This is a genomic window from Falsiroseomonas stagni DSM 19981 (assembly GCF_900114315.1).
Classification (GTDB): Bacteria; Pseudomonadota; Alphaproteobacteria; order Acetobacterales; family Acetobacteraceae; genus Falsiroseomonas; species Falsiroseomonas stagni.
Map to the genome: position 1 here is coordinate 569,396 of NZ_FOSQ01000001.1, position 24,338 is coordinate 593,733.

Genomic DNA, 24,338 nt, shown 5'->3' on the forward strand with positions numbered 1-24,338 from the left:
ATTTTTCAACTGGTGACGGTCCAGGGGCGGTTCGCCCCTGGCGTGGGGGCAAGGGGGAGCGGCGCTCCCCCTTGGCGCCTTGTCAGACCGCGGTCCCGCCCACCGTCAGCCCCGTCATCTTCAGGGTCGGCTGCCCGACGCCGACCGGCACGCCCTGTCCCTGCTTCCCGCAGGTGCCGATCCCCGGATCGAGTGCCAGGTCGTTGCCGACCATCGCCACCTTGGTCAGCGCATCCGGCCCGTTGCCGATCAGCGTCGCGCCCTTCACCGGCGCGCCGATCCGGCCATCCTCGATCAGGTAGGCCTCGCTGGCGGAGAAGACGAATTTGCCGGAGGTGATGTCCACCTGGCCGCCGCCGAAATTCACGGCGTAGAGGCCGCGCTTGACGCTTGCGATGACCTCCCCGGGGTCGTGCTGGCCGCCGAGCATCACGGTGTTGGTCATGCGCGGCATCGGGATATGGGCGTGGGACTGGCGGCGGCCATTGCCGGTGGGGGCCACGCCCATCAGGCGCGCATTCTGCCGGTCCTGCAGGAAGCCGACCAGGATGCCGTCCTCGATCAGGGTGGTGCGGCCGGATGGCGTGCCTTCATCGTCCACCGTCAGCGATCCGCGGCGATCGGGGATGGTGCCGTCATCCACCACCGTCACGCCGGGGGAGGCGATCCGCTGCCCGAGCAGGCCCGCGAAGGCGCTGGTCTTCTTGCGGTTGAAGTCGCCTTCCAGCCCATGGCCGATGGCTTCGTGCAGCAGGATGCCGGGCCAGCCCGGGCCGAGCACCACCTCCATCTCCCCGGCCGGTGCGGGCACGCTGTCGAGGTTCAGGATGGCCTGGCGGAGCGCCTCCTCCACCGCGGCCTTCCAGCTGGCCTCGTCCAGCACGCGGTCATAGGCGAAGCGGCCGCCGATGCCGGTGCTGCCCGTCTCCCGCCGGCCATTCGCCTCCACGACGACGGAGACGTTGAAGCGCACCAGGGGGCGGAGGTCGGCGACGCGGCCGCCATCGGGGCGCAGGATCTGCACCGCCTGCCATTCGCCGAAGATGGAGGCCATGACCTGCTTCACGCGGGGATCGCGGGCGCGGGCATAGGCATCGACCTGCTGGAGGAGGTCCGTCTTGGCGGCGAAGCCCATGGCGGAAAGCGGGTTGAGGTCGGAATAGAGCTGCGTGTTGGTGGCGCGCGGGCCGACATCGAGCGTGCCGGAATGGCCCTGCGCCACGGCCTTCACGGTGTCGGCGGCGCGGGAGAGGGCGGCTTCCGTGATCTCCGCGGCATGGGCGTAGCCCGCGGCCTCACCCATCACGGACCGCAGGCCGAAGCCGCGCGTGGCGTCGAAGGAGGCGCTGCGGATGCGGCTGTCCTCCAGCGTGATGGCCTCGCTCTCCCGGTGTTCCAGGAACAGCTCCCCATCCTCCGCGCCGGAAGCGGCGGCGGCGGTCAGGCGTTCGGCCGCGGCGCGGTCGAGGGTGGTGAAGAACAGGGCGTCGGTCACGGCCAGGGGATTGGTCACGGGGTGTCCTTCCGGAATTCGCTCAGGCCGAAATGCTGTCGGGCGGTGGGGCGGGGGCGACCAGGCAGGCGGCGGGAAAGCGGAGCACGGCGGCGATGCCGGGCGCGCCTTCCGCATCCTCCGCCGGGTCTTCCAGCGACAAGGTGCCGCCCATCGACTCCGCCAGGGTGCGGGCGAGGTAGAGGCCGAGGCCGGAGCCCTGGAAGCGGCGGGAGAGGGAGGCATCGACCTGGGTGAAGGGTTCGAAGACGCGGTCTCGATCCTCCTTCGCGATGCCGATGCCGGTGTCGGCGACCTGGATCTGCAGCCCGCCGTCGGTCAGCGCGGCGGAAAGGCGGATGCGGCCGCCCTGGGGGGTGAACTTCACGGCGTTGGACAGCAGGTTCATCAGCACCTGGTGCAGCCGCGCGGCATCGCCCACCAGGTCCGGCAACCCCTTGGGGACCGAGACGGCGAGGGAGAGGCCGGCCTGGATCGCGCTGTCCGCCACCGCCTGCGCGGCGCCCTGCAGCAGGGGCGCGAGCGCCACGGGCAGGCGCGCCATGGGCAGCATCCCGGACTGGCTGCGCGCGACATCCAGGATATCGTCGATCAGCAGCAGCAGCTGGCGGCCGGCATCGTTGATGGCGCGGGAATAATCCTCGATCCGCGCGGGGTTGCGTTCGCCGACGAGCGCTCCCGAGAAGCCGATGACGGCGTTGAGCGGCGTGCGCAGCTCATGGCTCATCGTCGCGAGGAAGCGGGATTTCGCGAGCGATCCCGCTTCGGCGGCGGCGCGGGATTTCTCCAGCTCCACGCGGATGCGGCGGTCATCGGTGACGTCGGAATAGGTGATGACGTAGCCGCCATCCGGCGTGGGGTCGGAGGCGATGTCGATGACGCGGCCATCGGGCCGGGCACGGCTGTAGCGCTGCGGGACCGACCGGTCGATCGCCTTCATGCGCACGGCGCCGTCGGGGGTGATCTGGCCGCGCATCACCTGTTCGTCGATCAAATCATCCATCAGCCGGCCGGGCACCAGCAGCTCCGCCGGCATGCCCGTCAGGGCGGAGGTCTTGGCATTGGTCGCGACCACGCGGCGGTCGCGGTCGTACATGATGATGCCGTGGCGGATGGTGCCCATCATCGCCTCCAGCGTCGCGGCGTGGCTCCGGGCCTCATCCTCCGCCCGATGCTGGGCGGTGACGTCGGTGACGACGGAGATGTGGCCGCCATCGGGCAGCATGGCGTCGCGGATGGAGATGACGGTGCCATTGGGCCGGCGGCGCAGCATCTCATCCCACCCGTCCGAACTGCGGACGAATTTGCGGGCCAGGGTGCGGGCGGCGTGTTCGGCGGAGAATTCGCCGGCGGCGACGCGGCTGGCGGCCAGATCGTCGATCAGGTCACCGACCCGGACGGGTGCGCCCTGCATGATCCGCTCATAGGCGGCGTTGAGCATCTTCACCCGGCGGTCCGGGCCATAGACGCAGACGCCATGCGGCAGGGCGGAGAGGATGCCGTCCAGCATCGCGGCGCGGGCGCGCGATTCGCCTTCCGCCTTCTGCAGGGCGGTGACGTCGGTGATGACGGAGATGTGGCCGCCATCGGGCAGGCGGGCGGTGCGTGCCTCGATCACCGTGCCGTTGGGGCGCTGGTGCAGGACGGGGCGGCTGTCGACGCCGTCGCGGGCGAATTGCCGGGCGAGCACGCTGTCGGCCTGGGCCGGCGTGAACTCGCCCTCCGCCACGCGGCGGGCGACCAGCTCCTCCAGCGATTCCCCGAGCCGTACGGCGGAGCCCGCCATGATGCGGGCATGCGCCTCGTTGAACAGGGAGACGCGGCGATCGGGGCCGAAGACGCAGATGCCGTGCGGCAGGGCCGCCAGCACGCCATCCAGCATGGCGGCGCGGCGGCGGGCATCGTCCTCCGCCCGCTTCAGGGCGGTGATGTCGTCCACCTCGATCAGGCAGCCGCCATCGGGCATGGGCTGGGTTTCGAAGCGCAGCACCTCCCCCCCCGGGCGCTGGCGCTGGCGGGTGGCGGCGCGGTGGCGGTCGCCCTCCATGCGGGCGCTGATGAGGGCACCCTCATCGGCCGCGATCTCGCCCCGCTTGACGAGGAGGTCGATCACCTCCCACTGCGTGTGGCCGGGGCGGATGCTGGCGGGGGGCAGGCCGATCAACGCCTCATAGGCCGGGTTGTACAGGCCGAGGCGCATGTCCTGGTCGAACAGCGCGACGCCGCCATGCAGGCGGGAGAGAACGGATTCGAGCTGGCGGGCGCGGCCGGAGGCCTCGGCCTCCGCCCGCACCAGGGTGGTGACATCGGCGGCGCAGGTGAAGAACCCGCCGGAGGACAGGGGGCGGCTTTCGAGGAGCACGGTACGGTCGCCGCCGATGCGCAGCAGGCGGGAGGTGGCGCGGGTGCGGTCCACGGAGAGGACGGCGCGGGCCAGCGTCTCCGGATCCCCCGGGCCATAGCCGCCGGCCCAGGCCAGGATGCGCACGATCTCCGGGAAGGGGGTGCCGGGGGGCGCGATGCGGGGATCCAGCCCGTGCCAGGCGAAGGTGGCGTCGTTGCTGAGGACGAGGCGGTGGTCGGCGTCATAGACGACGAGGGCCATGGGCAGCGCGGTGAACAGCGCGTGCAGCGTCTCCGTCGATGGCGCCGGGGCCACCGTCACGGTGTGGGGGCCGGGCGCGCGGGCGCGGGACGCAACCCATGCAGCGCCACCAGCGCCGCGGCCAGCACCAGCACGGCCGTCGCCTGGTGCAGCGTGCCGAGCGAGACGGGCACCACATGCACCAGCGTCGCGACACCCAGCGCGTATTGCAGCGCGACGGTGGCGCCCAGCGCATAGACCGCGTTGCGCGCGGGGCCGGGCGGCAGGCGGCGCTTCGCCGCCCAGACGGCGCCCAGCGCCATCACCGCGGCGATGGTCGCCAGCAGGCGATGGTTGAACTGCACCGCCAGGATGTTGGCCGTCATGTTGCGCCACCAGGGGTCCAGCAGCAGGTAGCCATCCGGCACCCACTGCCCGTCCATCAGCGGGAAGGTGTTGTAGGAGAAGCCGGCCCGCGTGCCGGCGACGAAGCCGCCCGCCAGCATGGCCGCGACCAGCGACCAGACCGCCACCTTCAGCATCCGCCGCACCGGCCGCGCCTCCGCGGTCGCCGTGCCCTCCGGCCGCAGCAGGCCGAGCGCCGTCCAGACGAGGGCGGAGAAGATGAGCAAGGCGAGGCCCAGATGGATCACGAGGCGATAGGGGGCGACGGCGGTGCGATCCGCCTCGAACCCCGAGGCGACCATGTACCAGCCGACCGCGCCCTGCAGCCCGCCCAGCGCCAGCAGGCCGAACAGCCGCGGCTTGAAGCCGGCCGGGATGCGGCCGCGCAGCCAGAACCAGGCCAGCCCGCCCGCATAGGCCAGCCCGATCAGCCGGCCCCAGAAGCGGTGGATCCATTCCAGCCAGAAGATCTCCTTGAAGCCCTCCATCCCGAAGCCGGCATTCAGCAGCGCGTATTGCGGGATGGTGCGGTAGAGATCGTAGAGGCGCTGCCACTCCGCCTCGCTCATCGGTGGCAGGGTGCCCGACAGCGGCGCCCATTCCATGATGGAGAGGCCCGAGCCGGTCAGGCGCGTGGCGCCGCCGATCGCCACCATCGCCCAGACCAGGCCGGCCACGGCCAGCAGCCAATAGGCGACCGCGCGGGCATCGGCGGAGGCTTGGGTCCCGTCGCCGGGCAGGGTCTGGGGGCGGAGATCGAAGGGCATGGGCGCAATATAGAAGCGGTGGGCGATCTGCGCAGCACCCACCCCCCACGCTTGCCCGCTTTCATCGCCCCTGCTACCCCGCCCGACCATGGCCCCCGCGCTTCCCCCGGGGCCGGACCGGCCCCGGGGCGCCGTTTCGGCGCCCTTCTCCGATCCCACTGGCGCCGTTTCGGCGCCCTTCTCCGATCCCACTGGCGCCGTTTCGGCGCCCTTCTCCGATCCCACTGGCGCCGTTTCGGCGCCCTTCCCCGATCCCACTGGCGCCGTTTCGGCGCTCCCTTCGCACGATGCGCCCGACATCGCCGTCGTCATCCCGATGCGGAACGAGGGACCCAACGTCCTGCCGCTGGTGGAGGAGATCGCGCGCGCGCTGGCCGGCACGCGCTACGAGATCATCTGCGTCAATGACGGGTCGGACGACGATACCGGCGACCGGCTGGCGGAGGCCGCGCGCCGCTTCCCGGTGCGCGCGCTGCGCCATCGCACGGCCTGCGGGCAATCCGCCGGCATCGTCTCCGGCGTCGCCGCCGCGCGGGCGCCCTGGATCGCGACCCTCGATGGCGACGGGCAGAATGACCCGGCGGACATCCCCGCGATGTGGGCGCGGGCGCGGGCCGAGGCGGCGAAGGGCGCGGACATCCTGGTGGCCGGGCATCGCGTGAAGCGGCAGGACAGCGGCATCAAGAAGGTGTCGAGCCGCATCGCCAACGCGGTGCGCGCCCGGCTGCTGGGGGATGCGACGCCGGATACGGGCTGTGGGCTGAAGGTCTTCCCCCGCGCGCTGTTTCTTCAATTGCCGCGATTCGACCACATGCACCGCTATTTGCCCGCGCTGGTGCTGCGCCATGGCGGGCGGGTGGTGAGCGAGCCGGTGAACCACCGCCCGCGCATCCGGGGCAAGTCCAACTACGGGACGCTGGACCGGCTCGCCGTCAGCATCTCCGACATGCTCGGCGTCATCTGGCTGCAGCGCCGCTGGAAGCGGCCCCAGGTGGAGAACATCCAGGTGGAAGACATCCAGGTGGAAGAGCGATCCTGACCAAGGCACCAGGCCCCGCCCGCTGGCGGTCACTGATCAAGCTGCTGCTGCTGGCCGGGGGGCTGCTGGCCGGCGGCGCGGTGCTGCGGGAGATGGGGGGCGTGCCCGGCACGGCCTGGGTGGACAGCACCATCCGGGACGAGGGCATCTGGGGCGAGGTGGTCTTCGTGGCCGTCGGCGCCACCATCACCGCGATCGGCGTGCCGCGGCAGAGCCTGGCCTTCCTGGGCGGCTACGCCTTCGGCACCGTGCTCGGCACCGCGCTGTCCCTGGTGGCGCAGGTGATCGGCTGCGCGGCCGCCCATGCCTGGGCGCGGGCGCTGGGGCGGGACTGGGCGGAACGGCGGATGGAAGGGCGTTTCGGCCAGCGGCTGCGGCCGCTGCGGGACGCGCTGCTGGCCAGCCCCTTCAGCGCGACGCTGGCACTGCGGCTGCTGCCGGTGGGCAACAACCTGGCGCTGAACCTGCTGGCGGGGATGGCGGGGATCGGGCTCGGCCCCTTCCTGCTGGGATCGGCCATCGGCTACCTGCCGCAGACCGTGGTCTTCGCCCTGCTGGGCAAGGGCATCCGGGTGGAGGGCGCCTGGCAGCTGGGCCTGGCGGCGGTCCTGCTGGCGGTGTCGGTCGCGCTCGGCCTGTGGCTGCTGCGGCGGCACCGCGCGGGGCGGGTGATGGATGAGGGGTGAGGGGTGAGGGGTAGGCCTGCGGGGTTGCGCAGACCCCCACCCCCACCCTCCCCCGCCAGTGCGGGGGAGGGATAGGCCCTCAATGGAGGGTGAACTGGCCGTTGGCGTAGCGGAGTTCGGCGGGGCGGGTCAGCGCGGCGGAGGCGACGCGGACGGAATGCAGCGGCCCGTCGATCTCCCGCCGCCAGAACTCGAGAAAGTTGCCGAGCCGCGGGAAGCGCGGTGCCAGGTCGTGCTTCTGCCAGATGAAGGTCTGCAGGACGCCCGGATGGTCCGGCATGTGATAGAGGATCTCGGCGGTGGTGAGCCGCCAGTCGGGCAGGGTGGCGAAGCGGGCGAAGCGTTCGAGGCCGGAGAGATCCATCGTGCTCCTTTCTGGCCCAGGCAAGCGGGCCTGTTGTGCATCGCGAGGGCCTGGCCGGAGGGTCTTCGGACCTGCCGGCATGACCATCGCGTTGCAGCATGCCATGCGGGCAAGGTGGGATGTCCAGAAAAACCTTTGGGATCAGGCTGTTAGCACTCGCACTCCGGGAGTGCTGACAACGCTTGACGCGGGGCGGGGACTCCCCTAGATCGTTGGCACTCCTCTGGGGGGAGTGCTAGCGGGCGCCACAACGGGTCCGCTGGCCGTGAATTCTCCGGAAGAGCTTGCCAATCACTGGAAGCGACAGGAGAAGCTCCATGAGCTTTCGTCCACTGCATGACCGCGTTCTCGTCCGCCGCGTGACGGCCGAAGAGAAGAGCAAGGGCGGCATCATCATCCCCGACACCGCCAAGGAGAAGCCGCAGGAAGGCGAAGTCATCGCCGTCGGCTCCGGCACCCTGAACGACAAGGGCGAGCTCCGCGCGCTCGACGTCAAGGCCGGCGACCGCATCCTGTTCGGCAAGTGGTCGGGCACCGAGGTGAAGCTTGATGGCGAGGAGCTCCTCATCATGAAGGAGTCCGACATCATGGGCATCCTCGACACCCCTTCCGTCGCGAAGGCGGCCTGACGACGGCGGGCGGGGGCGCGCGACACCGCGCCCCGGCCCTGGCCTCCAGGCCCCATCTTCGCGTGGTTTCCTCAACGGACTGATCGGGATTTATCATCATGGCAGCAAAAGACGTTAAGTTCGGCGCCTCGGCGCGCGAGCGCATGATCCGCGGCGTGGACATCCTCGCCGACGCGGTCAAGGTCACGCTGGGCCCCAAGGGCCGCAACGTCGTGATCGACAAGAGCTTCGGCGCCCCTCGCATCACCAAGGACGGCGTGACCGTCGCCAAGGAGATCGAGCTGGCCGACAAGTTCGAGAACATGGGCGCGCAGATGGTGCGCGAAGTGGCCTCGAAGACCAACGACACGGCCGGTGACGGCACGACCACCGCGACGGTGCTGGCCCAGGCCATCATCCGCGAGGGTGCCAAGGCGGTTGCCGCCGGCATGAACCCGATGGACCTGAAGCGCGGCATCGACAAGGCCGTGACGCATGTCGTCGCCGAGCTGGAAGCCAAGACGAAGAAGATCACCACCTCCGCCGAAGTGGCGCAGGTCGGCACCCTCTCCGCCAACGGCGAGTCCGAGATTGGCGAGATGATCGCCCAGGCGATGGAGAAGGTCGGCAACGAGGGTGTGATCACCGTCGAGGAAGCCAAGTCCATCCAGACCGAACTCGACGTCGTCGAGGGCATGCAGTTCGACCGCGGCTATGTCTCCCCGTATTTCATCACGAATGCGGAGAAGATGATCGCGGAGATGGACAACCCCTACATCCTGATCTTCGAGAAGAAGCTGTCTCAGCTGCAGCCGATGCTGCCGCTGCTCGAAGCGGTGGTGCAGTCGGGCCGTCCGCTCGTGATCGTGGCCGAGGACGTCGAGGGCGAGGCGCTCGCCACCCTGGTCGTCAACAAGCTGCGTGGTGGCCTGAAGATCGCCGCCGTCAAGGCGCCGGGCTTCGGTGACCGCCGCAAGGCGATGCTGGAAGACATCGCGATCCTGACCGGTGGCCAGGTGATCAGCGAGGACCTCGGCATCAAGCTCGAGAGCGTGACGCTCGCGATGCTCGGCCGCGCCAAGCTGGTGAAGATCGAGAAGGAAAACACCACCATCGTCGATGGTGCGGGTTCCAAGGACGAGATCACCGGCCGTTGCGAGCAGATCAAGGCGCAGATCGAGGAGACCACCTCGGACTACGACCGCGAGAAGCTGCAGGAGCGCCTGGCGAAGCTGGCCGGTGGCGTTGCCGTCATCCGCGTCGGCGGCTCGACCGAGGTCGAGGTGAAGGAGCGCAAGGACCGCGTCGACGACGCGCTGCATGCGACCCGCGCCGCCGTGCAGGAAGGCATCGTCCCCGGTGGTGGCACCGCGCTGCTGCGCGCCAGCCAGAACCTGGGTTCCGTCAAGGGCCTGAACAACGACGAGCAGGTCGGCATCGAGATCGTCCGCAAGGCGATCCAGGCGCCGGCGAAGCAGATCGCGGCGAACGCCGGCAAGGACGGCGCCGTGGTGGCCGGTGAGGTGCTGCGCACCGACACCTACACCTTCGGCTACGACGCCCAGAAGGACGAGTACAAGGACCTGGTCGCCGCCGGCATCATCGACCCGACCAAGGTCGTGCGCACGGCGCTGCAGGATGCGGCCTCCGTCGCGTCCCTGCTGATCACGACCGAAGCCATGGTCGCCGAGCGCCCCGAGAAGAAGTCGGCCCCGGCCGGCGGTGGCGACATGGGCGGCATGGGCGGCATGGACTTCTGATCCCGATCCGGCCGGGGCAACCCGGCCGGGCCGGCGGTCCGATTTCTGGACGTCTGGAAGGGGGGCGGACCTGCGGGTCCGCCCATTTTTCGTTGTCCCGGCCTTCTTTCGTTGCCCCATCTTTTTCGTTGCGCTGACACAAAGTTGACAACGGCGTGACCAGCCGCTCCGGGGCTTTGACACCTGGATGGGCGGTTGAGCATCCTTCATCTGTCATTGCGTCCTGGCTCCCCACCGTGCCTCCCGGGTCATGCCCCGGGCGACTCCAGGTACCGCCACCGCATGGCGCCCCCGCCCGGGCGATCGGCGTCAGGGCGTTGCTAGTCAGAAGGAGCGCGGATCGCATGGCGATCGGCACCGTTAAGTGGTTCAATGCGACGAAGGGCTTCGGCTTCATCGTCCCGTCGGATGGCGGGAAGGACGTGTTCGTCCACATCACCGCCGTGCAGAAGGCCGGGCTCCAGGGCCTGAACGAAGGCCAGAAGGTGTCCTACGAAGTGGCGATGGAACGCGGCAAGGCGGCTGCCACCAACCTCCGACCCATGTGAAGGATTGACCGGACGGAACCCGGCAGGCCCGGGTTCCGTCACGCCCGGGGCAGGCACCACACGGCCTGCGCCATCGGGATGCGGGCCGGTTGCGCCCTTCGATTCGGCCAGCCCGGCATGCCGGGCTGGCCGATTGCGTTTCAGCCGGCTTCCTGCACGAAGACGCGCCGTGCGCCCGCCGCGCGCAACGCTGCCTCCGCCTGGTGCCGCGCGGTGTCGTCCGGGGCGCGCAGGCCGATGACGGGCCCCGTGGCATCCGGCGGCGGGGCGTGGGCGTCCGGCTCGGCCAGGGTCATGGCACTGGCCACCGCCTCCCCCACCGCGCCCGTGCCGGCGCCGGCGGCCGCGGCCGCGGCGACGGCGGGCAGCAGGGCGCCGCCGCTGGCGATCACGAGGCCGGCCGCGGCCATGGAGGTCGCCGCCATCGCGGTGCCGACGCCGAGCTGGCGCTGGTTGCGGCGGTTGGATTCCCCGGGATGCTCGTCCGGCGGGTCGAGATGGTCGTTCACCGCCGGCGCTTCCGGCTGCGCTTCCTCCGTCCCGCCGACCTCGTCCTGCGTGCCGGCATTGCGCAGCCGGGCGATGGCGGCATCGCGGGTGGCCTCGTCGGCGAATTCTCCCCAGACAACCGGGACTGCCAGGTGCTTGTCATTGGCCTGGCCTGTCCACTGGCTGCTGTCCACGGTGATGGCCATGGTCACGCCCTCCGCTATGGTTCCCCGGCTGAACGCCACCGGCGCAGCCTCGTTTCCGATCGGAGTGACCGCGTGTTCGACCTGCCCGCCCTTGAAGCCGCTGCCCGCCTGGTGCACGGCGTCTTCCCGCCGACGCCGCAATACGCCTGGCCGCTGCTGGCGGCGCGCACCGGCGCGGAGGTCTGGGTGAAGCACGAGAACCACACGCCGACCGGCGCCTTCAAGGTGCGCGGCGGGCTGGTCTACATGGAACGACTGGCGCGGGACCGGCCTGGCGTGCCGGGCGTAATCTCCGCCACCAGGGGCAATCACGGGCAGTCCCTGGCCTATGCGGGGGCGCGCAGCGGCGTGCCCGTCACCATCGTCGTGCCGCGCGGCAACAGCGCGGAGAAGAACGCGGCGATGCGCGCGCAGGGGGCGACCCTTGTCGAGCACGGCGCGGATTTCGACGCGGCGCGGGAGGAGGCGATGCGGCTGGCCGCCGAGCGGGGGCTGGAATTCGCGCCCTCCTTCGCGCCGGACCTGGTGTGCGGGGTCGCGACCTATGCGCTGGAGCTGTTTCGCGCGGCGCCCCCGCTGGATGCGCTGTATGTGCCGATCGGGCTGGGCTCGGGCATCTGCGGCTGTATCATGGCGCGGGACCTGCTGGGCCTCCGCACGGAGATCATCGGCGTCCAGAGCACCGGCGCCGATGCCTATGCGCGGAGCGTGGCGGCGGGGCGGGTGGTGACGACGGAAGCCGCCGTTACGAAGGCCGATGGCATGGCGACGCGGGTGCCGGACCCCGCGGCGCTGGCGATGATCATCAAGGGCGCGGCGCGCATCGTGACGGTGAGCGACGAGGAAGTGGCCGAGGCCATCCGCGCCTATTGGCAGGACACCCACAATCTGGCGGAGGGCGCCGGCGCCGCGCCGCTGGCGGCGCTGATGCAGGAACGCGACCGGATGCGCGGCAGGCGCGTGGCGACGATCCTCTGCGGCGGCAATATCGACCTCGACCTGTTCCGGAGCTGGGTGCTGGCATGATGAACCTGCTGATCCGCAACTGCCGCCCCATGGGCGGCGCGGCGACGGACATCCTCGTGGAGGGCGGCAGGATCGCTGTCATCGCGCCGGGACTCGCCGCGCCGGATGGCGTGGCGGTGGAGGATGGCGGCGGCAGGCTGGCGCTGCCGGCCTTCGTCGAGGGGCACACCCACCTCGACAAATCGCTCTGGGGCATGGGGTGGTGGAAGAACGAGGTCGGGCCGCGGCTGATCGACCGCATCGATGGCGAGAGGGCGGAGCGGAAGAAGCTCGGCCTCGACCCCGCGCGGCAATCGGATCGGCTGGCGAAGGAGTTTCTCAAGCGCGGCACCACGCGCATCCGCAGCTTCGCGGATGTGGATACGGAGATCGGCACCGCCCACAATGACGCGCTGGTGGCGCTGCGCGACAGGCTGCGCGGCACCATGGACATCCAGGTGGTGGCCTTCCCGCAATCCGGCGTGCTGGTGCGGCCGGGCACGGCGGAACTGCTGGAACAGGCGCTGCGCAACGGGGCGGATATCATCGGCGGGCTCGACCCCTCCGGCATCGACCGCGACCCCAAGGGGCATTGCGACCTGATCTTCGCCCTGGCGGCGAAGCATGGCGTGCCGGTGGACATCCACCTGCATGAACCCGGCGAACTCGGCGCCTTCGCGATGGAGCTGATCATCGAGCGCACGCTGGCGCTGGGGATGCAGGGGAAGGTGGTCGTCAGCCACGCCTTCTGCCTGGGCGACGTCGCGCGGGCCGATGCGCTCTATGCGGCGCTGGGGGAGGCGGGGATCGGGCTGGCCACCACCGCGCCACCGTCGCGGCCCGTGCCCTCGGTGAAGAAGGCGCGGGCGGCGGGGGTTTCCATCTTCGGCGGCAATGACGGCATCCGCGATACCTGGACCCCCTACAACATGCCGGACATGCTGCAGCGCGCGATGCTGATCGGGCTGAAGAACGAGTTCCGCCGCGACGACGAAGTGGAACTGGCCTTCGCCACCGTCAGCGACTGGGCGGCGGAGGGCTGCGGCTTCGCCGATTACGGGTTGGGCGTGGGGGCTCGCGCCGACATCGTGCTGCTGGAGGCGGAGACCGTGCAGGAGGCGGTGGTGGCGACGCCGCCGCAGCGTGTTGTCGTCAGCCATGGGCGCGTGGTCGCGCGCGATGGCGTGCTGCTGGCGTGAGGTGGGGGGCCTCGCGCCCCCCGGTGTTCAGATGACCTGGTAGCGCGCCTTGGCGGCCCGCTCGATCGCGCCGGCGATCAGGCGATCGAGGTCGAGGCCGATGCGGAGGTCCTGCAACAGGCGCAGCTCCTCCTGCGTCGCCTCCCCATCCGCGGCGCAGACCTCGCAGGCCAGGAGGTAGGCGGTCTCCCGCAAGCGCATGGGCAGCGCCTCCCGGATCATGGTCAGGGCATCGTCCAGGCCGTCGGTACGGCCGAGGAGGTTGGAGACGACCTCCGTCACCGTCTCGATCTCCGTGCTGTGGAAGTCGGAGAAGGCGGGCAGGCCCTGGACCAGGCGGGTCATCATGGCGAGCTCGGCGTCGGACATCGGGCCATCGGCGGCGGACATCAGCACCATGGCGCAGACCAGCGCTTCCTGCGCGGTGAAGGGCGCGAGGCGGTCGGGGGCGCGGGTGGGCATCTCGGTGGTCTCCAGGCGTGTGGGTCGTCGTCGCGCGGGGCGGCCCGGGGGTCAAGCCGCGGGGGGTTCAGGCTTCAGGCATCCCAGCCGATGGAACGGCGCAGGAAGGCGGCGCCGAGGGCCGCGAAGCGGGCGACCTCGCTGTTGTCCTTGCCATAGCCATGGCCGCCGGCCTCGGGTTCGTAGAAGCGGGCATCGTAGCCCAGCGCCTGGAGCTTGGCGGCCATCTTGCGGGCATGGCCGGGATGGACGCGGTCGTCGCGCCGCGTGGTGGCCAGCAGGATCGGCGGGTAGGGCCGGCCGGGTTCGGCGGCGTGATAGGCGGAGAAGTGCCGGATGAAGGCCCAGTCCTCCGCCTTGTCGGGGTCGCCATATTCCGCGATCCAGGACGCGCCGGCCAGCAGCTTCGTGTAGCGGCGCATGTCGATCAGCGGGATGGTGCAGAACAGCGCCCCGAAGCGTTCGGGATAGCGGGTCAGCATATTGGCGATCAGCAACCCGCCATTCGATCCGCCCTCCGCCGCGATGCGGCCGGGCACCGTCACGCCGCGGGCGACGAGGTCGGCGGCGATGGCGGCGAAGTCGTCATGGCTCTGCGCCTTGCGCGCGCCGCGCCCGGCCTCGTGCCAGGCCGTGCCGAATTCGCCGCCGCCGCGGATCTGGCCGACCACGGCGGTGCCGCCCTTCTCGAGCCAGAGGCGGCCGGAGACGGTGGAATAGACCGGCAGGCGGGAGACCTGGAACCCGCCATAGGCGGAGAGGTGGACGGGTGCCTTTCCGCTCTCGTCGCGCGGGCCGACCTGGACATAGGGGATGCGCTCCCCGTCGGTGGACACCGCCTCATGCCGCGTCACCACCAGGCCCGTCGCATCGAAGGCCGGGGTGGAGGCCTTGAGCAGCGCGGGCGCGGCGGGGGCCACGCTGGTCAGCAGCAATTGCGGGGGCGTGACGGGGTCCTGGGCGAGGGCGAGCAGCGTGCCGTCCGATTCCTCGGCCTCGGCATCGAAGGGCCAGAGGTTGACCACGCCGATGCGCGGCAGGCCGGGGATCTCCGCGGCGGCCCATTCGCCCGGGCCTGGGGTCAGGATGGTGAAGACCGGCGCCAGATCGTCGAGGATCGACAGCGCCAGCCGGCCATCGCACCAGGTGAAGCCCTGCAGCGCGCGGCGCGGCGCCGGCGTGAAGAGCACCTGCGGCTGCACCTTCCCCGCCAGCAGATCGGCCAGCGCCAGGCCGAGCAGCGTGTCCGGCGCGTAGGTCGTGCCCCCTACCATCCAGGGCGTGCGGGGCTTCACGGCGATGTAGCCGTGCTGCCAGGTGTAGTGGGCGTCGGTCGGCAGCGGCACCAGGCTGCGCGGGCCGTTGCGGTCGCCGATATGGATGGTGGCGTCGAAGAAGCCGATGCCGTCGCGGAAGATCACCGTCTCCACGCCGCCTTCCCGGTCCACGCCGGCCCAGGCGGAAAGATGGTCCTCCGGCACCTCGAACAGCACGGGGGCCTGCATCGGGTCCGTGCCGCGGGACCAGCGGCGGATGGTGCGGGCGTAGCCGGAACTGGTGGTGCCACCGAGCGCGGAGGAGACCAGCAGCGTGTCGCGGTCCAGCCAATCGGCGCTGCCCTTGGCTTCCGGCAGCACGAAGCCGCCTTCGACGAAGGCGCGCGCCGCCAGGTCGAATTCCCGCATCACCACGGCATCGCCGCCGCCGCGGGACAGGCGCAGCAAGGCGCGGTCATGCGTGACGGGGAAGGTGGCGGCGCCGGCCCAGACCCAATCCTCGCCCTCCGCAGTGGCGAGCGCGTCGAGATCCAGCAGCACCTCCCATGCCGGCGTCGCGGTGCGGAAACTGTCGAGGGTGGTGCGGCGCCAGAGGCCGCGGGGATGGGCGGCGTCCTGCCAGTAGTTGAACAGGTGCCGCCCGCGCCGCGTCACCATCGGCAGCTTGTCCGGCCGGTCCAGCGCGGCTTTCAGCCCCTCCCGATCCGCCTCGAACCGCGCATCGGCGAAGGCGGCCAGCGTCCGGGCGTTCTGCTGCGCGACCCAGGCGATGGCGGCCTCGCCCTCCACTTCCTCCAGCCACCGATACGGGTCGTCATCCGGGGTGGCGATGGTGGGGCGGAGGTCCATGGCGATCCTCAGGCTTCGTCGAGAAAGGCGCGCGTCTCGGCCACCGCATCGGCCAGGCCGAGGCGGCGGACCGCGGTGCCGGCAGGCAGGCCGGCCAGCAGGCGGGAGGGGCAGGAGCGGTCGAGCAGCACGAAGACGCCCTTGTCATCGCCCCGCCGGATCAGGCGCCCGAAGGCCTGGCGCAGCCGGTGGCGGGCGATGGCGTCGTCATGCGCCTTGGGCTGGCCTTCCGACAGATGCGTGCGGCGTTCGCGGTGCAGGATGGAAGGGCGCGGCCAGGGCACGCGGTCGAAGACCAGCAGGCGGAGCGACCGGCCGGGCACATCCACCCCATCCCGCATCGCATCGGTGCCGAGCAGGCAGGAGGTTTCCTCCGCCCGGAAGACATCGACCAGCGTCGCATTGTCCATGGCGTCGATGTGCTGGGCGTAGAGGGGGATGCCGCGTTCCGCCAGCGGCTGGGCGATGCGCGCATGGACATCCCGCAGCCGCCGCACGGCCGTGAACAGGCCGAGCGCGCCGCCGCCGGAGGCGGTGAACAGCGCGCGATAGGCGCTCGCGACCTGGGCGGGGTCGGATTTGTTCACATCCTCCACCACCAGGACGCGGGTCCGGGTCGCGTAATCGAAGGGGGAGGCGACGGCGGCGCGGATGGCAGGCGACGCCAGGTGGCTGGCGCCGGTGCGGGCCTCCGCCGCGCGCCAGGCGGCTTCGGGGTCGTCCTCCGACAATTCGGCCTGGTCGCGCAACGTGGCGGAGGTGATGAGCACGCCATGGGCGGGGGCGGCGACGGCCATGGCGAAGGGCTGGGTCGGGTCTAGGTGGTGGCGGAACATGCCGCAATCGAATTCGCGGCCCTCCCGCCGTTCCAGCGCGAACCAGTCCACATAATCCGGCCGCACGCCGGGCGGGCGGGGCGGTTCGCGCAGCATGCCCAGCATGGCGCCCCAGGCGCCGAGCGGCATGAGCGCGCGGCGTTCCAGGCTGCGGCAGGTGCTTTCGATGCGGATGCGGTCGCCGACCTCCAGCTCCTCCGCCTCATCATCCAGCCTGGCGTTCAGCCGGTCCCGCAGCAGCTGCAACGGCGCCTGGAGGCGGGCGAGGGCGTCGCGCAGCGCCTCTCCGGCTTCCGCGACCGGGGCCGCCAGCGGGTGCAGGTCGCATTCGATGCCGTAGCCCGCATCCTCGTCCCGCGCGCGCGCCAGGACCTGGCCGCGCACGGCGCGCAGGAAGGCCTCGGTGGCGCCGCGGGGCTCGTCGCGTTCGTCGGAGAGGCGGTTGGGCCAGCCGGGGCCGGGCAAGGCGCGCGCGGCCTGGAGGGCTTCCTCCAGCGGCAGCAGCAGATCGGGGCGGTCGCCGATCAGTTCCTCCAGCCGCCGGGCGAGGCCGCGGGCGCGGGACCGGCCGCCCTCCGCGCCCAGCAGCCAGCGGCGCAGCTCCGCCGTCTCGCCGCCCGTCAGATCAGCGGAGAAGGCGGCGTCGGCCGCGTCAAACAGGTGATGGCCCTCATCGAACACCAGGCGCAGCGGGCGGCCATCCTCGCCCCCGCCCAGCGCGGCCTGGACCATGACCAGGGCATGGTTGGCGACGACCAGCGTGGCGGATTTGGCGCGGCGGATGGAGTGTTCGACGAAGCACTGCTTGTAGTGGCCGCAGGCGGAATGGATGCATTCGCCACGGCGGTCCGCCAGCGGCAGCACGGACTGCGTGCCGAACAGCTCCGCCAGCCAGCCCGGGAAGTCACCCCCCATCAAATCCCCGTCCCGTGTCGCCAGCGCCCAGCGGGAGACGAGGGCGAGGGGGAGCAGGATGCCGGCCATGCCCGCGGCTCCGACCGCTTCCTCCATGTTGAGGAGGCAGAGGTAGTTCTCCCGCCCCTTGCGGACGACGACGCGGCGGCGGCGTTCATTGGGCTCGGGGTAGAGGCGCGCGGTTTCCTGGTCGATCTGGCGCTGCAGGTTGCGGGTGAAGGTGGAGATCCAGACCGGCGCGCCGTTGCGTTCCGCCCAGAGGCTGGCTGGCGCGACATAGCCCAGCGTCTTGCCTGTGCCCGTGCCGGCTTCCGCCAGCACCAGGTTGGGCGCGCCCTTGGCGTCCCGCGCCTGGAAGGCGCCGGCGGCGGCGGAGGCATAGTCCGCCTGCTGGGGGCGCTGCTCCGCGCCCTCGCCCAGGATTTCCGCGAGGCGGCGGCGGGCATCGGCGGGGGAGACGGGGTGGTGGGCGGGCGGCGGGGCGGGGGCCACTTCCTCCCAGTCGGGAAGCCGCCGCCAGACCTTGAGCGGATCGAGCGAGGGGCGGGCCTCGGGCTGGCCGAGGGCGGCGAGGACGCTGTCCGCCCAGGGCCACTCCACCTCCGCCCGCAGCTTGGCGGCGAGCATGGCGGCATCGCGGTTCAGCGGCGCGTTGCGCCCGGCGGCGAGGTGGCGGAGCAGGATGGTGGCGAGGTCCGGCAGCATGGCCGCCATCGCTTCCTCATCCGCCGGCGCATCGCGTTCCAGCGCGATGGCCATGCCGCGGGGCGTCGGCGCGACGGGGCGGGCGGGCAGGCAGAAGGCGAAGAGTTCCAGCAGATCGCAGGCCGGGAAGGCGCCGATGCCGAGGCGCTTGGCCGTGGCAGGCGCGTGCACGACCATGGGCGGGGGCATGTCCCGCAGGCGGCGCCCGATCTCGATGGCGGGGCCGGCGAACAGCTCCCCATCCGGGGTCAGCAGCGTGCCGCGCCCGAAGCCGGCGATGAGGGCGGGGCTGTCCGGCAGCAGAAGGCGGGGCGGCCGGGCGGCGTCCGCGGGGCGCGGGGGGCTCATGCCGCCAATGTGGCGGCGCGGCCCCTATGAACAAAGGGGGAAAATCGTTCGGATGACCCAATGGCGGCCATCCGACCGACCTTCCCCCCTTTCATGATGGTCAGGCAGGCACCTGCAGGGCGGGGATGCGTTCCGCGATCTGCACCGCGTTCAGCGCCGCGCCCTTCAGCAACTGGTCGCCGCAGACAAACAGGTCGAGGCCGTGGTCGCCGAAGACGAGGTTCTGCCGGATGCGGCCGACCTCGCAATCATCCTGGCCCGTCGCCGTCAGCGGCATCGGGTAGAGCTTGTTCGCGACGTCATCCACCACCTTCACGCCGGGGGCCGCGCGCAGGACTTCGCGGGCGGCTTCCGGCGTCACGGGGCGCTCGGTCTCGATCGTGATGGCTTCCGCATGCACGCGCATGGTGGGGATGCGGACGGCGGTGCAGGAGACCGGAAGATGGGGCAGGCCCATGATCTTCCGGGTTTCCCAGACCACCTTCATCTCCTCCTTCGTGTAGCCATTGGGCTGGAAGGCATCGATGTGGGGGATGACGTTGAAGGCGATGGGGTGGGCGAAGACCTCGTTCCGGGCCTTCTCACCCTCCACCAGCACGCGCCGCGTCTCGCGCTCCAGCTCCGCCATGCCCTCGGCGCCGGCGCCGCTGGTCGCCTGGTAGGTGGAGACGATGACGCGCTTGATGCCGAAGGCCTTGTGCAGCGGCGCCAGGGCCACGACGGCGATGGCGGTGGTGCAGTTGGGGTTGGCGATCAGGCGCGCATCGCCGATGGCGGCGGCGTTCACCTCCGGCACCACCAGCGGCACGTCATCGTCCAGGCGGAAGGCGGAGGAGTTGTCCACAACCGTCACCCCCGCCGCGACCAGGCCGGGGGCGTACTTCTTGGCGAAATCGCCGGAGACGGCGAGCAGCGCGAGGTCCAGGTCCCGCGCCGCTTCCGGCGTGAATTCCTCGATCGTCACCTCGCCGAAGGGTGTCGGGAGCCGCGTGCCGGCACTGCGGCCGGAGGCGAAGAGGCGGAGTTTCGTCACCGGGAAGCGCCGACGCCCCAGGACCTCCACCAACTCCCGCCCCACCGCTCCGGTGGCGCCGATCACTCCGACACGCATCGCACGCTGCTCCTTCTGGGCTGCAAGCCCGGCTGCAAACCGGGATCGCATAGCGGAAAGCGGCGCCGGCGCCAAACAACCGTGGCGCAGGGCTGCCTTCCCCTCAGCTCATCAGCGTCACGCCCTCATCATCCAGGTCGTAGCGGGCGCCGACGATGCGGAGCCGGCCGGCGGTGCTGGCGGCGGAGAGGACGGGGCTGACCTCCACCAGGCGGGCGGCGCTGCGGGCGATATTGGCGCGGATCGTGCCATCCAGCACGTCGCCCCCGGCGCGCAGCGCGGCGAGGGCGGAGGGGATGATGGGCTGGAGCATGTCGCTGAGCTGGGGCGGCAGGCTGAGGCGCGCGCGGGCGGCGGCCACCGCGGCATCGGCGGCGCCGCAGCGTTCATGGCCGAGCACCATGATGAGCGACACGCCGAGATTGGCGACCGCGTATTCCAGGCTGCCCACCGCGCCCGTATCGGCCACGTTGCCGGCATTGCGGACGACGAACAACTCGCCAAGCCCGGTGTTGAACAGGAGTTCCGGCGCCGCGCGGCTGTCGGCGCAGCCGAGGATGGCGGCGAAGGGCGCCTGGCCGGCGGCGCGGGCGGCGCGCGCTTCGGCGCCGTGGGCCACCGGCACGGGCGCGCCGGCGAGGTAGCGGGCATGGCCAGCCATCAGCTTGGCCAGCGCCTGGTCCGGCGCCATGCGCGGGCCGGCGGCCGGCGTGGCGGCCCGGGCGGGTGTGGCCAGGGGGCCGGCGGCGAGGCTGGCCAGGGCGGCGGCGCCCAGGAAGGAACGGCGACCGAGGCCGGTCGGGCGGCAGCAGGGGCAGGCGTTCATCACGACATGTCCAGGATGATGGTGCCGGGACGTTACACGCCCAATTCATCCCAAAGGGTTACGCCAGCCCCAGCCCGTTGACCGGCCATGCAAAGCCCCGGGGTCGCCTGCCCGGCCCGCCCCCCCTATAACCCCGGACCGTTTCCCGCTTGAGGTGCCCCGCGCATGTCCGCCTCCCCCGCCGATTTCGCCGCCGTCAGGGCCTGGCCCTTCGAGGAAGCGCGCAAGGTGGCGGAGCGCGTGAAGGCCAAGGGCAAGCCCGCCGCGCTGTTCGAGACGGGGTACGGCCCCTCCGGCCTGCCGCATATCGGCACCTTCGGGGAGGTGGCGCGCACCACCTGGGTGCGCCGGGCCTTCGAACGGCTGACCGGGCTGGAATCGCGCCTGATCGCCTTCTCCGACGACATGGACGGGCTGCGCAAGGTGCCGGACAACGTGCCGCAGCGGGAGATGCTGGCGGGCTATCTCGGCCGGCCGGTGACGGCGATTCCCGACCCCTTCGGCACGCATGAGAGCTTCGGCCACCACAACAACGCCCGGCTGCGCGCCTTCCTCGACCAGTTCGGCTTCGACTACGAATTCGCCTCCTCCTCCGACTACTACCGTTCCGGCCGCTTCGACGCGGCGCTGCTGCGGATGGCGGAGCGGCATGACCAGGTGAAGGGCGTGATCCTGCCGACGCTGGGGCCGGACCGCCGCGCGACCTATTCCCCCTTCCTGCCGATCCACCCGAAGACGGGGGTGGTGATGCAGGTGCCGATGGAGGAGGTCCGCCCGGCCGAGGATCTGCTCGTGTGGAAGGACCCCGAGACCGGGGAGCGCTTCGGCACGCGGATCACCGGCGGCCACTGCAAGGCGCAGTGGAAGGCGGATTGGGCGCTGCGCTGGTACGCGCTCGGCGTCGATTACGAGATGTCGGGCAAGGACCTGATCGACAGCGTGAAGCTGTCCGGCGCCATCTGCCGCGTGATGGGGGGGGAGCCGCCGATCGGCTTCACCTACGAACTCTTCCTCGACGAGGAAGGCGGCAAGATCAGCAAGTCCAAGGGCAACGGGCTGACCATCGACGAATGGCTGCACTATGCGCCGCCCGAAAGCCTGGCGCAGTTCATGTACAACCAGCCGCAGCGCGCCAAGCGGCTGTTCTTCGACGTGATCCCGCGCGCGGTGGATGAATACGTCCAGAACCTGGACCGGCTGCGCACGGCGCCGACGCCGGACAACGCCGCCTGGCACATCCATGGCGGGCCCAGCAACGACCCCGGCACGCCGGTGTCCTTCACCATGCTGCTGAACCTGGCCAGCGTGATCAACGCCGACCACCCGGACATGCTGTGGGGCTTCCTGCGCCGCTACGCCCCCGATGCGAATGGGGAGACGCATCCGCTGCTGGCGCGCCTTATCGAATATGCCGTCGCCTATTACCGCGACCGCGTACTGCCGACGAAGCAGCACCGCGCGCCGACGGAAGGGGAGCGCGTGGCGCTGGCCGCGCTCGCCGCATCGCTGCGCGACCGGATCGGCGACCTGGAGGCGCTGGCGCCGGAGGAGCAGGCGCGCGCGATCCAGGATCTGGTCTATGACGCCGGGCGGCGGGAGCCCTTCCTGGAGCCGGCCAAGGATGGGGGCCGGCCTGGTGTCTCCCGCGCCTGGTTCAACGCGCTCTACCAGGTGCTGCTGGGGCAGCCGGAAGGGCCGCGCTTCGGCGGCTTCGTCGCGCTCTATGGCATCGCCGCCACCATCGCGCTGATCGAGGGCGCGTTGGCCCGGGAAGCCACGGTCGAGAACGCCGGCAGCGAGACGGCATGAAGGGTTTCCTCTCGCTGGCCCGGCGCCATGGCGTCGCGGTCTTCGGGCTGCTGCTGCTGGGGGCGGCGATCTGGGTGGTGCAGGACAAGTTCCGCAGCCTCTCGGTCGCCGACATCAAGGCGGCGCTGGCGGCGATCCAGCCCATGACGCTGTGGATCGCCGCGGGGTGGACGCTGCTGGCCTATGCCGTGCTGACCATCTACGACCGGCTGGGCAGCGTCTATGCGGGCTATCCCGTCAGCTACGGGCGCACCTCGCTGGCATCCTTCTGCGCCTATACGCTCGCGCATAATCTCGGCTTCGCGGCGGTGTCGGGGGCGGCGGTGCGCTACCGCTTCTACGCGGCCTGGGGCCTGCCGCCGGTGGCCATCGCCAAGGTCGTCGCCTTCACCAGCCTGACCTTCGGCCTCGGCGGCTTCGCGCTGGGCGGCATGGTGCTGGTGATCGAGCCGGAGGTGGTGCCGGGCCTCGGTGAGCATGTGCCGCACTGGATCATGCAGGGCATCGGCCTGGTGATGTGGGCGCTGGTCATCGCCTACGTCACCATGTCCCGCATCCGGTCGCACATCACCATCTTCGGCCATCGGATCGACCTGCCGGGCTTCCGCATGGCGGTGGCGCAGACGGTGCTGGCCAGCGTCGATGTCGCGATCACGGCGATGATCTTCTATTCGCTGCTGCCGCCGGCGGAGGGGCTGACCTTCATCCGCTTCCTCGGCATCTACATCACCGCCTACACGGCGGGGATCGCGGCCAGCCTGCCCGGCGGCATCGGCGTGTTCGACGGCGCCATCCTGGCCGGCCTGGCCCCCTGGCTGACGCCGGCGCAGGTGGTGGGGGCGCTGCTGCTGTTCCGCCTGTACTACTACATCATCCCGCTCTTCCTGGCGGGCATCCTGTTCGCGGGGTTCGAGATCGCGCAGCGCCGCGCGGTGCTGGCGCGCTTCGTGGCCGACCAGCGGGTGACGGATGCGCTGGAAGTGCCGGCCATCGCGGGGCTCGTCGGCCTTGGCGGCACGCTGCTGCTGTTCCTGGGTGCGCTGCCGACGCGCGACAGCGCGGTGGCGCTCTGGGCGGGGTATGAGGCCGCGGTCGCGTCCCATTTCGCGGCCTCCGTCGTGGGGTCGCTGTTGCTAGTGATGGGCTATGGGCTGCTGCGGCGCCTGACGCTCGCCTGGGGGGCGGGGGTCATCCTGCTGCTGAACGGCGCGCTGATCTGCTGGCTGCGCGCCGATGGCTGGTGGCTCTGGGGCGCCTTCATCCTGGTGGCGGCGCTGCTGGCCGCCATGCGGAGCGCCTTCTATCGCGATGCCCGCCTGATGCGGGAACCGATGGGGGTGGAGACGGTGCTGCCGCTGGCGGTCGTCGGCGCCTGCGCCATCATGCTCGCGATGGTCAGCTATGGCGGCAAGGTCGGCGGCGAGAGCTGGTGGGAAGTGGTGGTCAGCCCCCTCGCGCCCGACAGCCTTCGCTTTTCCGTGGGCCTGGCCGCCGTGCTGCTGCTGGTCGCGGTCGCGCGGCTGCTGCGCCCCGCGCGGTTGGCGCCGGAGCCCTGGGACGAGGAGGTGCGCGGCCGCCTCAAGGCCCTTGGCGCCACGGCGCCGGAGACGGCGGATGGTGCCGTCTTCGGTGAAGCCGGGCGCGCCGGCTTCGGCTTCGTCAAGCGCGACGGCGTCTGGCTGGCGCTCGGCGATCCGGCGGGGGAGGAGCGGGACCGCGTTTCCGCCATCTGGCGCTTCCGGGACATGTGCGACCGCGCGGGCGTCGATGCCGCCTTCTGGCGCGTCGGTCCCGGGCTGCTGCGCGTCTATGGCGATGTCGGCCTGACCGTGTTTCCGATCGAGGGCGGGGAGAGCGACCGCTATCTGGCTTGCCGGGCGGAACGCGACCTGCAATCCCTGCTGGCGCTGCTGCCGGCGGTGGAGCCGACCAAGGGCTTCCGCGGGTAAGGGACCGCTTGAGAACGCCGGACGGGTCGGCTCCGCGGGTCTTTTCCGCCCCTGCGTCGCGCTCCAGGCGCGCTGCCC

Annotated in this window: 19 protein-coding genes; 9 read left to right on the forward strand and 10 right to left on the reverse strand. The window is 71.2% G+C overall.

Going from position 1 to position 24,338, the window contains the following annotated elements; translation table 11 throughout:
• Nucleotides 1-82: 82 nt before the first annotated feature.
• Genes tldD through BM041_RS02755 form a run of 3 tightly spaced genes read right to left on the reverse strand, consistent with a single transcriptional unit; the run spans nucleotide 83 to nucleotide 5,269 of the window.
• Complete coding sequence (tldD, locus tag BM041_RS02745) at nucleotides 83-1,630, reverse strand: metalloprotease TldD (protein WP_092955117.1); 1,548 nt, start codon at nucleotides 1,628-1,630, stop codon at nucleotides 83-85.
• Nucleotides 1,536-4,178 carry a sensor histidine kinase gene (locus BM041_RS02750; protein WP_139225937.1) on the reverse strand — a complete coding sequence of 881 codons (2,643 nt, stop codon included), beginning with the start codon at nucleotides 4,176-4,178 and terminating at the stop codon, nucleotides 1,536-1,538. The genes tldD and BM041_RS02750 overlap by 95 nt, the downstream gene beginning before the upstream one ends.
• Nucleotides 4,175-5,269, reverse strand: a complete 1,095-nt coding sequence (locus BM041_RS02755) for a COX15/CtaA family protein (protein ID WP_092957390.1) — start codon at nucleotides 5,267-5,269, stop codon at nucleotides 4,175-4,177. Before BM041_RS02755 ends, BM041_RS02750 begins: the two co-directional genes overlap by 4 nt.
• Nucleotides 5,270-5,567: 298 nt before the next feature.
• Here BM041_RS02755 and BM041_RS02760 point away from each other — a divergent pair, with 298 nt between their 5' ends.
• Together BM041_RS02760 and BM041_RS02765 are read left to right on the forward strand one after the other, a co-directional pair.
• The gene (locus BM041_RS02760) at nucleotides 5,568-6,308 is read left to right on the forward strand and encodes a glycosyltransferase (protein WP_281244502.1); all 741 of its coding nucleotides are present in this window, start codon (nucleotides 5,568-5,570) and stop codon (nucleotides 6,306-6,308) included.
• 92 nt (nucleotides 6,309-6,400) lie between these two features.
• Nucleotides 6,401-6,994, forward strand: coding sequence for a TVP38/TMEM64 family protein (locus BM041_RS02765; RefSeq protein ID WP_092955125.1), 594 nt, complete (start codon nucleotides 6,401-6,403; stop codon nucleotides 6,992-6,994).
• A gap of 79 nt (nucleotides 6,995-7,073) precedes the next feature.
• On the opposite strand, the gene BM041_RS02770 is transcribed toward BM041_RS02765, so the two are convergent.
• Nucleotides 7,074-7,358: an usg protein gene (locus tag BM041_RS02770; RefSeq protein ID WP_092955128.1), complete on the reverse strand. Its 285-nt coding sequence runs from the start codon at nucleotides 7,356-7,358 to the stop codon at nucleotides 7,074-7,076.
• A 317-nt stretch (nucleotides 7,359-7,675) separates the two neighbouring features.
• Here BM041_RS02770 and groES point away from each other — a divergent pair, with 317 nt between their 5' ends.
• The 3 genes from groES (at nucleotide 7,676) to BM041_RS02785 (ending at nucleotide 10,274) form a co-directional block, all read left to right on the forward strand.
• The gene (gene groES, locus BM041_RS02775) at nucleotides 7,676-7,987 is read left to right on the forward strand and encodes a co-chaperone GroES (RefSeq protein WP_092955131.1); all 312 of its coding nucleotides are present in this window, start codon (nucleotides 7,676-7,678) and stop codon (nucleotides 7,985-7,987) included.
• Between the two features lie 98 nt (nucleotides 7,988-8,085).
• Nucleotides 8,086-9,726 (forward strand): chaperonin GroEL, encoded by a 1,641-nt coding sequence (gene groL / locus BM041_RS02780; protein WP_092955134.1) that lies wholly within the window; start codon nucleotides 8,086-8,088, stop codon nucleotides 9,724-9,726.
• 344 nt (nucleotides 9,727-10,070) lie between these two features.
• On the forward strand, nucleotides 10,071-10,274 hold the full coding sequence (locus tag BM041_RS02785; RefSeq protein WP_092955136.1) for a cold-shock protein: 204 nt from the start codon (nucleotides 10,071-10,073) through the stop codon (nucleotides 10,272-10,274).
• Nucleotides 10,275-10,414: 140 nt separating this feature from the next.
• On the opposite strand, the gene BM041_RS02790 is transcribed toward BM041_RS02785, so the two are convergent.
• Entirely contained in the window at nucleotides 10,415-10,969 is a 555-nt protein-coding gene (locus tag BM041_RS02790) for a hypothetical protein (RefSeq protein WP_092955139.1), read from the reverse strand.
• 72 nt (nucleotides 10,970-11,041) lie between these two features.
• On the opposite strand from BM041_RS02790, the gene BM041_RS02795 reads away from it, so the two are divergent.
• Together BM041_RS02795 and BM041_RS02800 are read left to right on the forward strand one after the other, a co-directional pair.
• On the forward strand, nucleotides 11,042-11,995 hold the full coding sequence (locus BM041_RS02795) for a threonine dehydratase (RefSeq protein WP_092955142.1): 954 nt from the start codon (nucleotides 11,042-11,044) through the stop codon (nucleotides 11,993-11,995).
• Nucleotides 11,992-13,173: an amidohydrolase family protein gene (locus BM041_RS02800; protein ID WP_092955145.1), complete on the forward strand. Its 1,182-nt coding sequence runs from the start codon at nucleotides 11,992-11,994 to the stop codon at nucleotides 13,171-13,173. The genes BM041_RS02795 and BM041_RS02800 overlap by 4 nt, the downstream gene beginning before the upstream one ends.
• Before the next feature lie 27 nt (nucleotides 13,174-13,200).
• Here BM041_RS02800 and BM041_RS02805 read toward each other — a convergent pair whose 3' ends face one another.
• The 5 genes from BM041_RS02805 to BM041_RS02825 form a co-directional block, all read right to left on the reverse strand.
• Nucleotides 13,201-13,635, reverse strand: a complete 435-nt coding sequence (locus BM041_RS02805) for a tellurite resistance TerB family protein (protein ID WP_092955148.1) — start codon at nucleotides 13,633-13,635, stop codon at nucleotides 13,201-13,203.
• A gap of 74 nt (nucleotides 13,636-13,709) precedes the next feature.
• Complete coding sequence (locus BM041_RS02810) at nucleotides 13,710-15,761, reverse strand: prolyl oligopeptidase family serine peptidase (protein ID WP_092955151.1); 2,052 nt, start codon at nucleotides 15,759-15,761, stop codon at nucleotides 13,710-13,712.
• Between the two features lie 8 nt (nucleotides 15,762-15,769).
• On the reverse strand, nucleotides 15,770-18,565 hold the full coding sequence (locus tag BM041_RS02815) for an ATP-dependent DNA helicase (protein ID WP_092955154.1): 2,796 nt from the start codon (nucleotides 18,563-18,565) through the stop codon (nucleotides 15,770-15,772).
• A gap of 100 nt (nucleotides 18,566-18,665) precedes the next feature.
• Nucleotides 18,666-19,676, reverse strand: a complete 1,011-nt coding sequence (locus tag BM041_RS02820; protein ID WP_092955157.1) for an aspartate-semialdehyde dehydrogenase — start codon at nucleotides 19,674-19,676, stop codon at nucleotides 18,666-18,668.
• 103 nt (nucleotides 19,677-19,779) lie between these two features.
• Nucleotides 19,780-20,502, reverse strand: a complete 723-nt coding sequence (locus tag BM041_RS02825; RefSeq protein ID WP_092955160.1) for a carbonic anhydrase — start codon at nucleotides 20,500-20,502, stop codon at nucleotides 19,780-19,782.
• 165 nt (nucleotides 20,503-20,667) lie between these two features.
• Between BM041_RS02825 and BM041_RS02830 the strand changes: the two genes are divergently transcribed.
• Entirely contained in the window at nucleotides 20,668-22,311 is a 1,644-nt protein-coding gene (locus BM041_RS02830; protein ID WP_092955163.1) for a lysine--tRNA ligase, read from the forward strand.
• Nucleotides 22,308-24,260, forward strand: a complete 1,953-nt coding sequence (locus BM041_RS02835; RefSeq protein WP_092955166.1) for a lysylphosphatidylglycerol synthase domain-containing protein — start codon at nucleotides 22,308-22,310, stop codon at nucleotides 24,258-24,260. Before BM041_RS02830 ends, BM041_RS02835 begins: the two co-directional genes overlap by 4 nt.
• The last annotated feature ends 78 nt before the right edge of the window (nucleotides 24,261-24,338 follow it).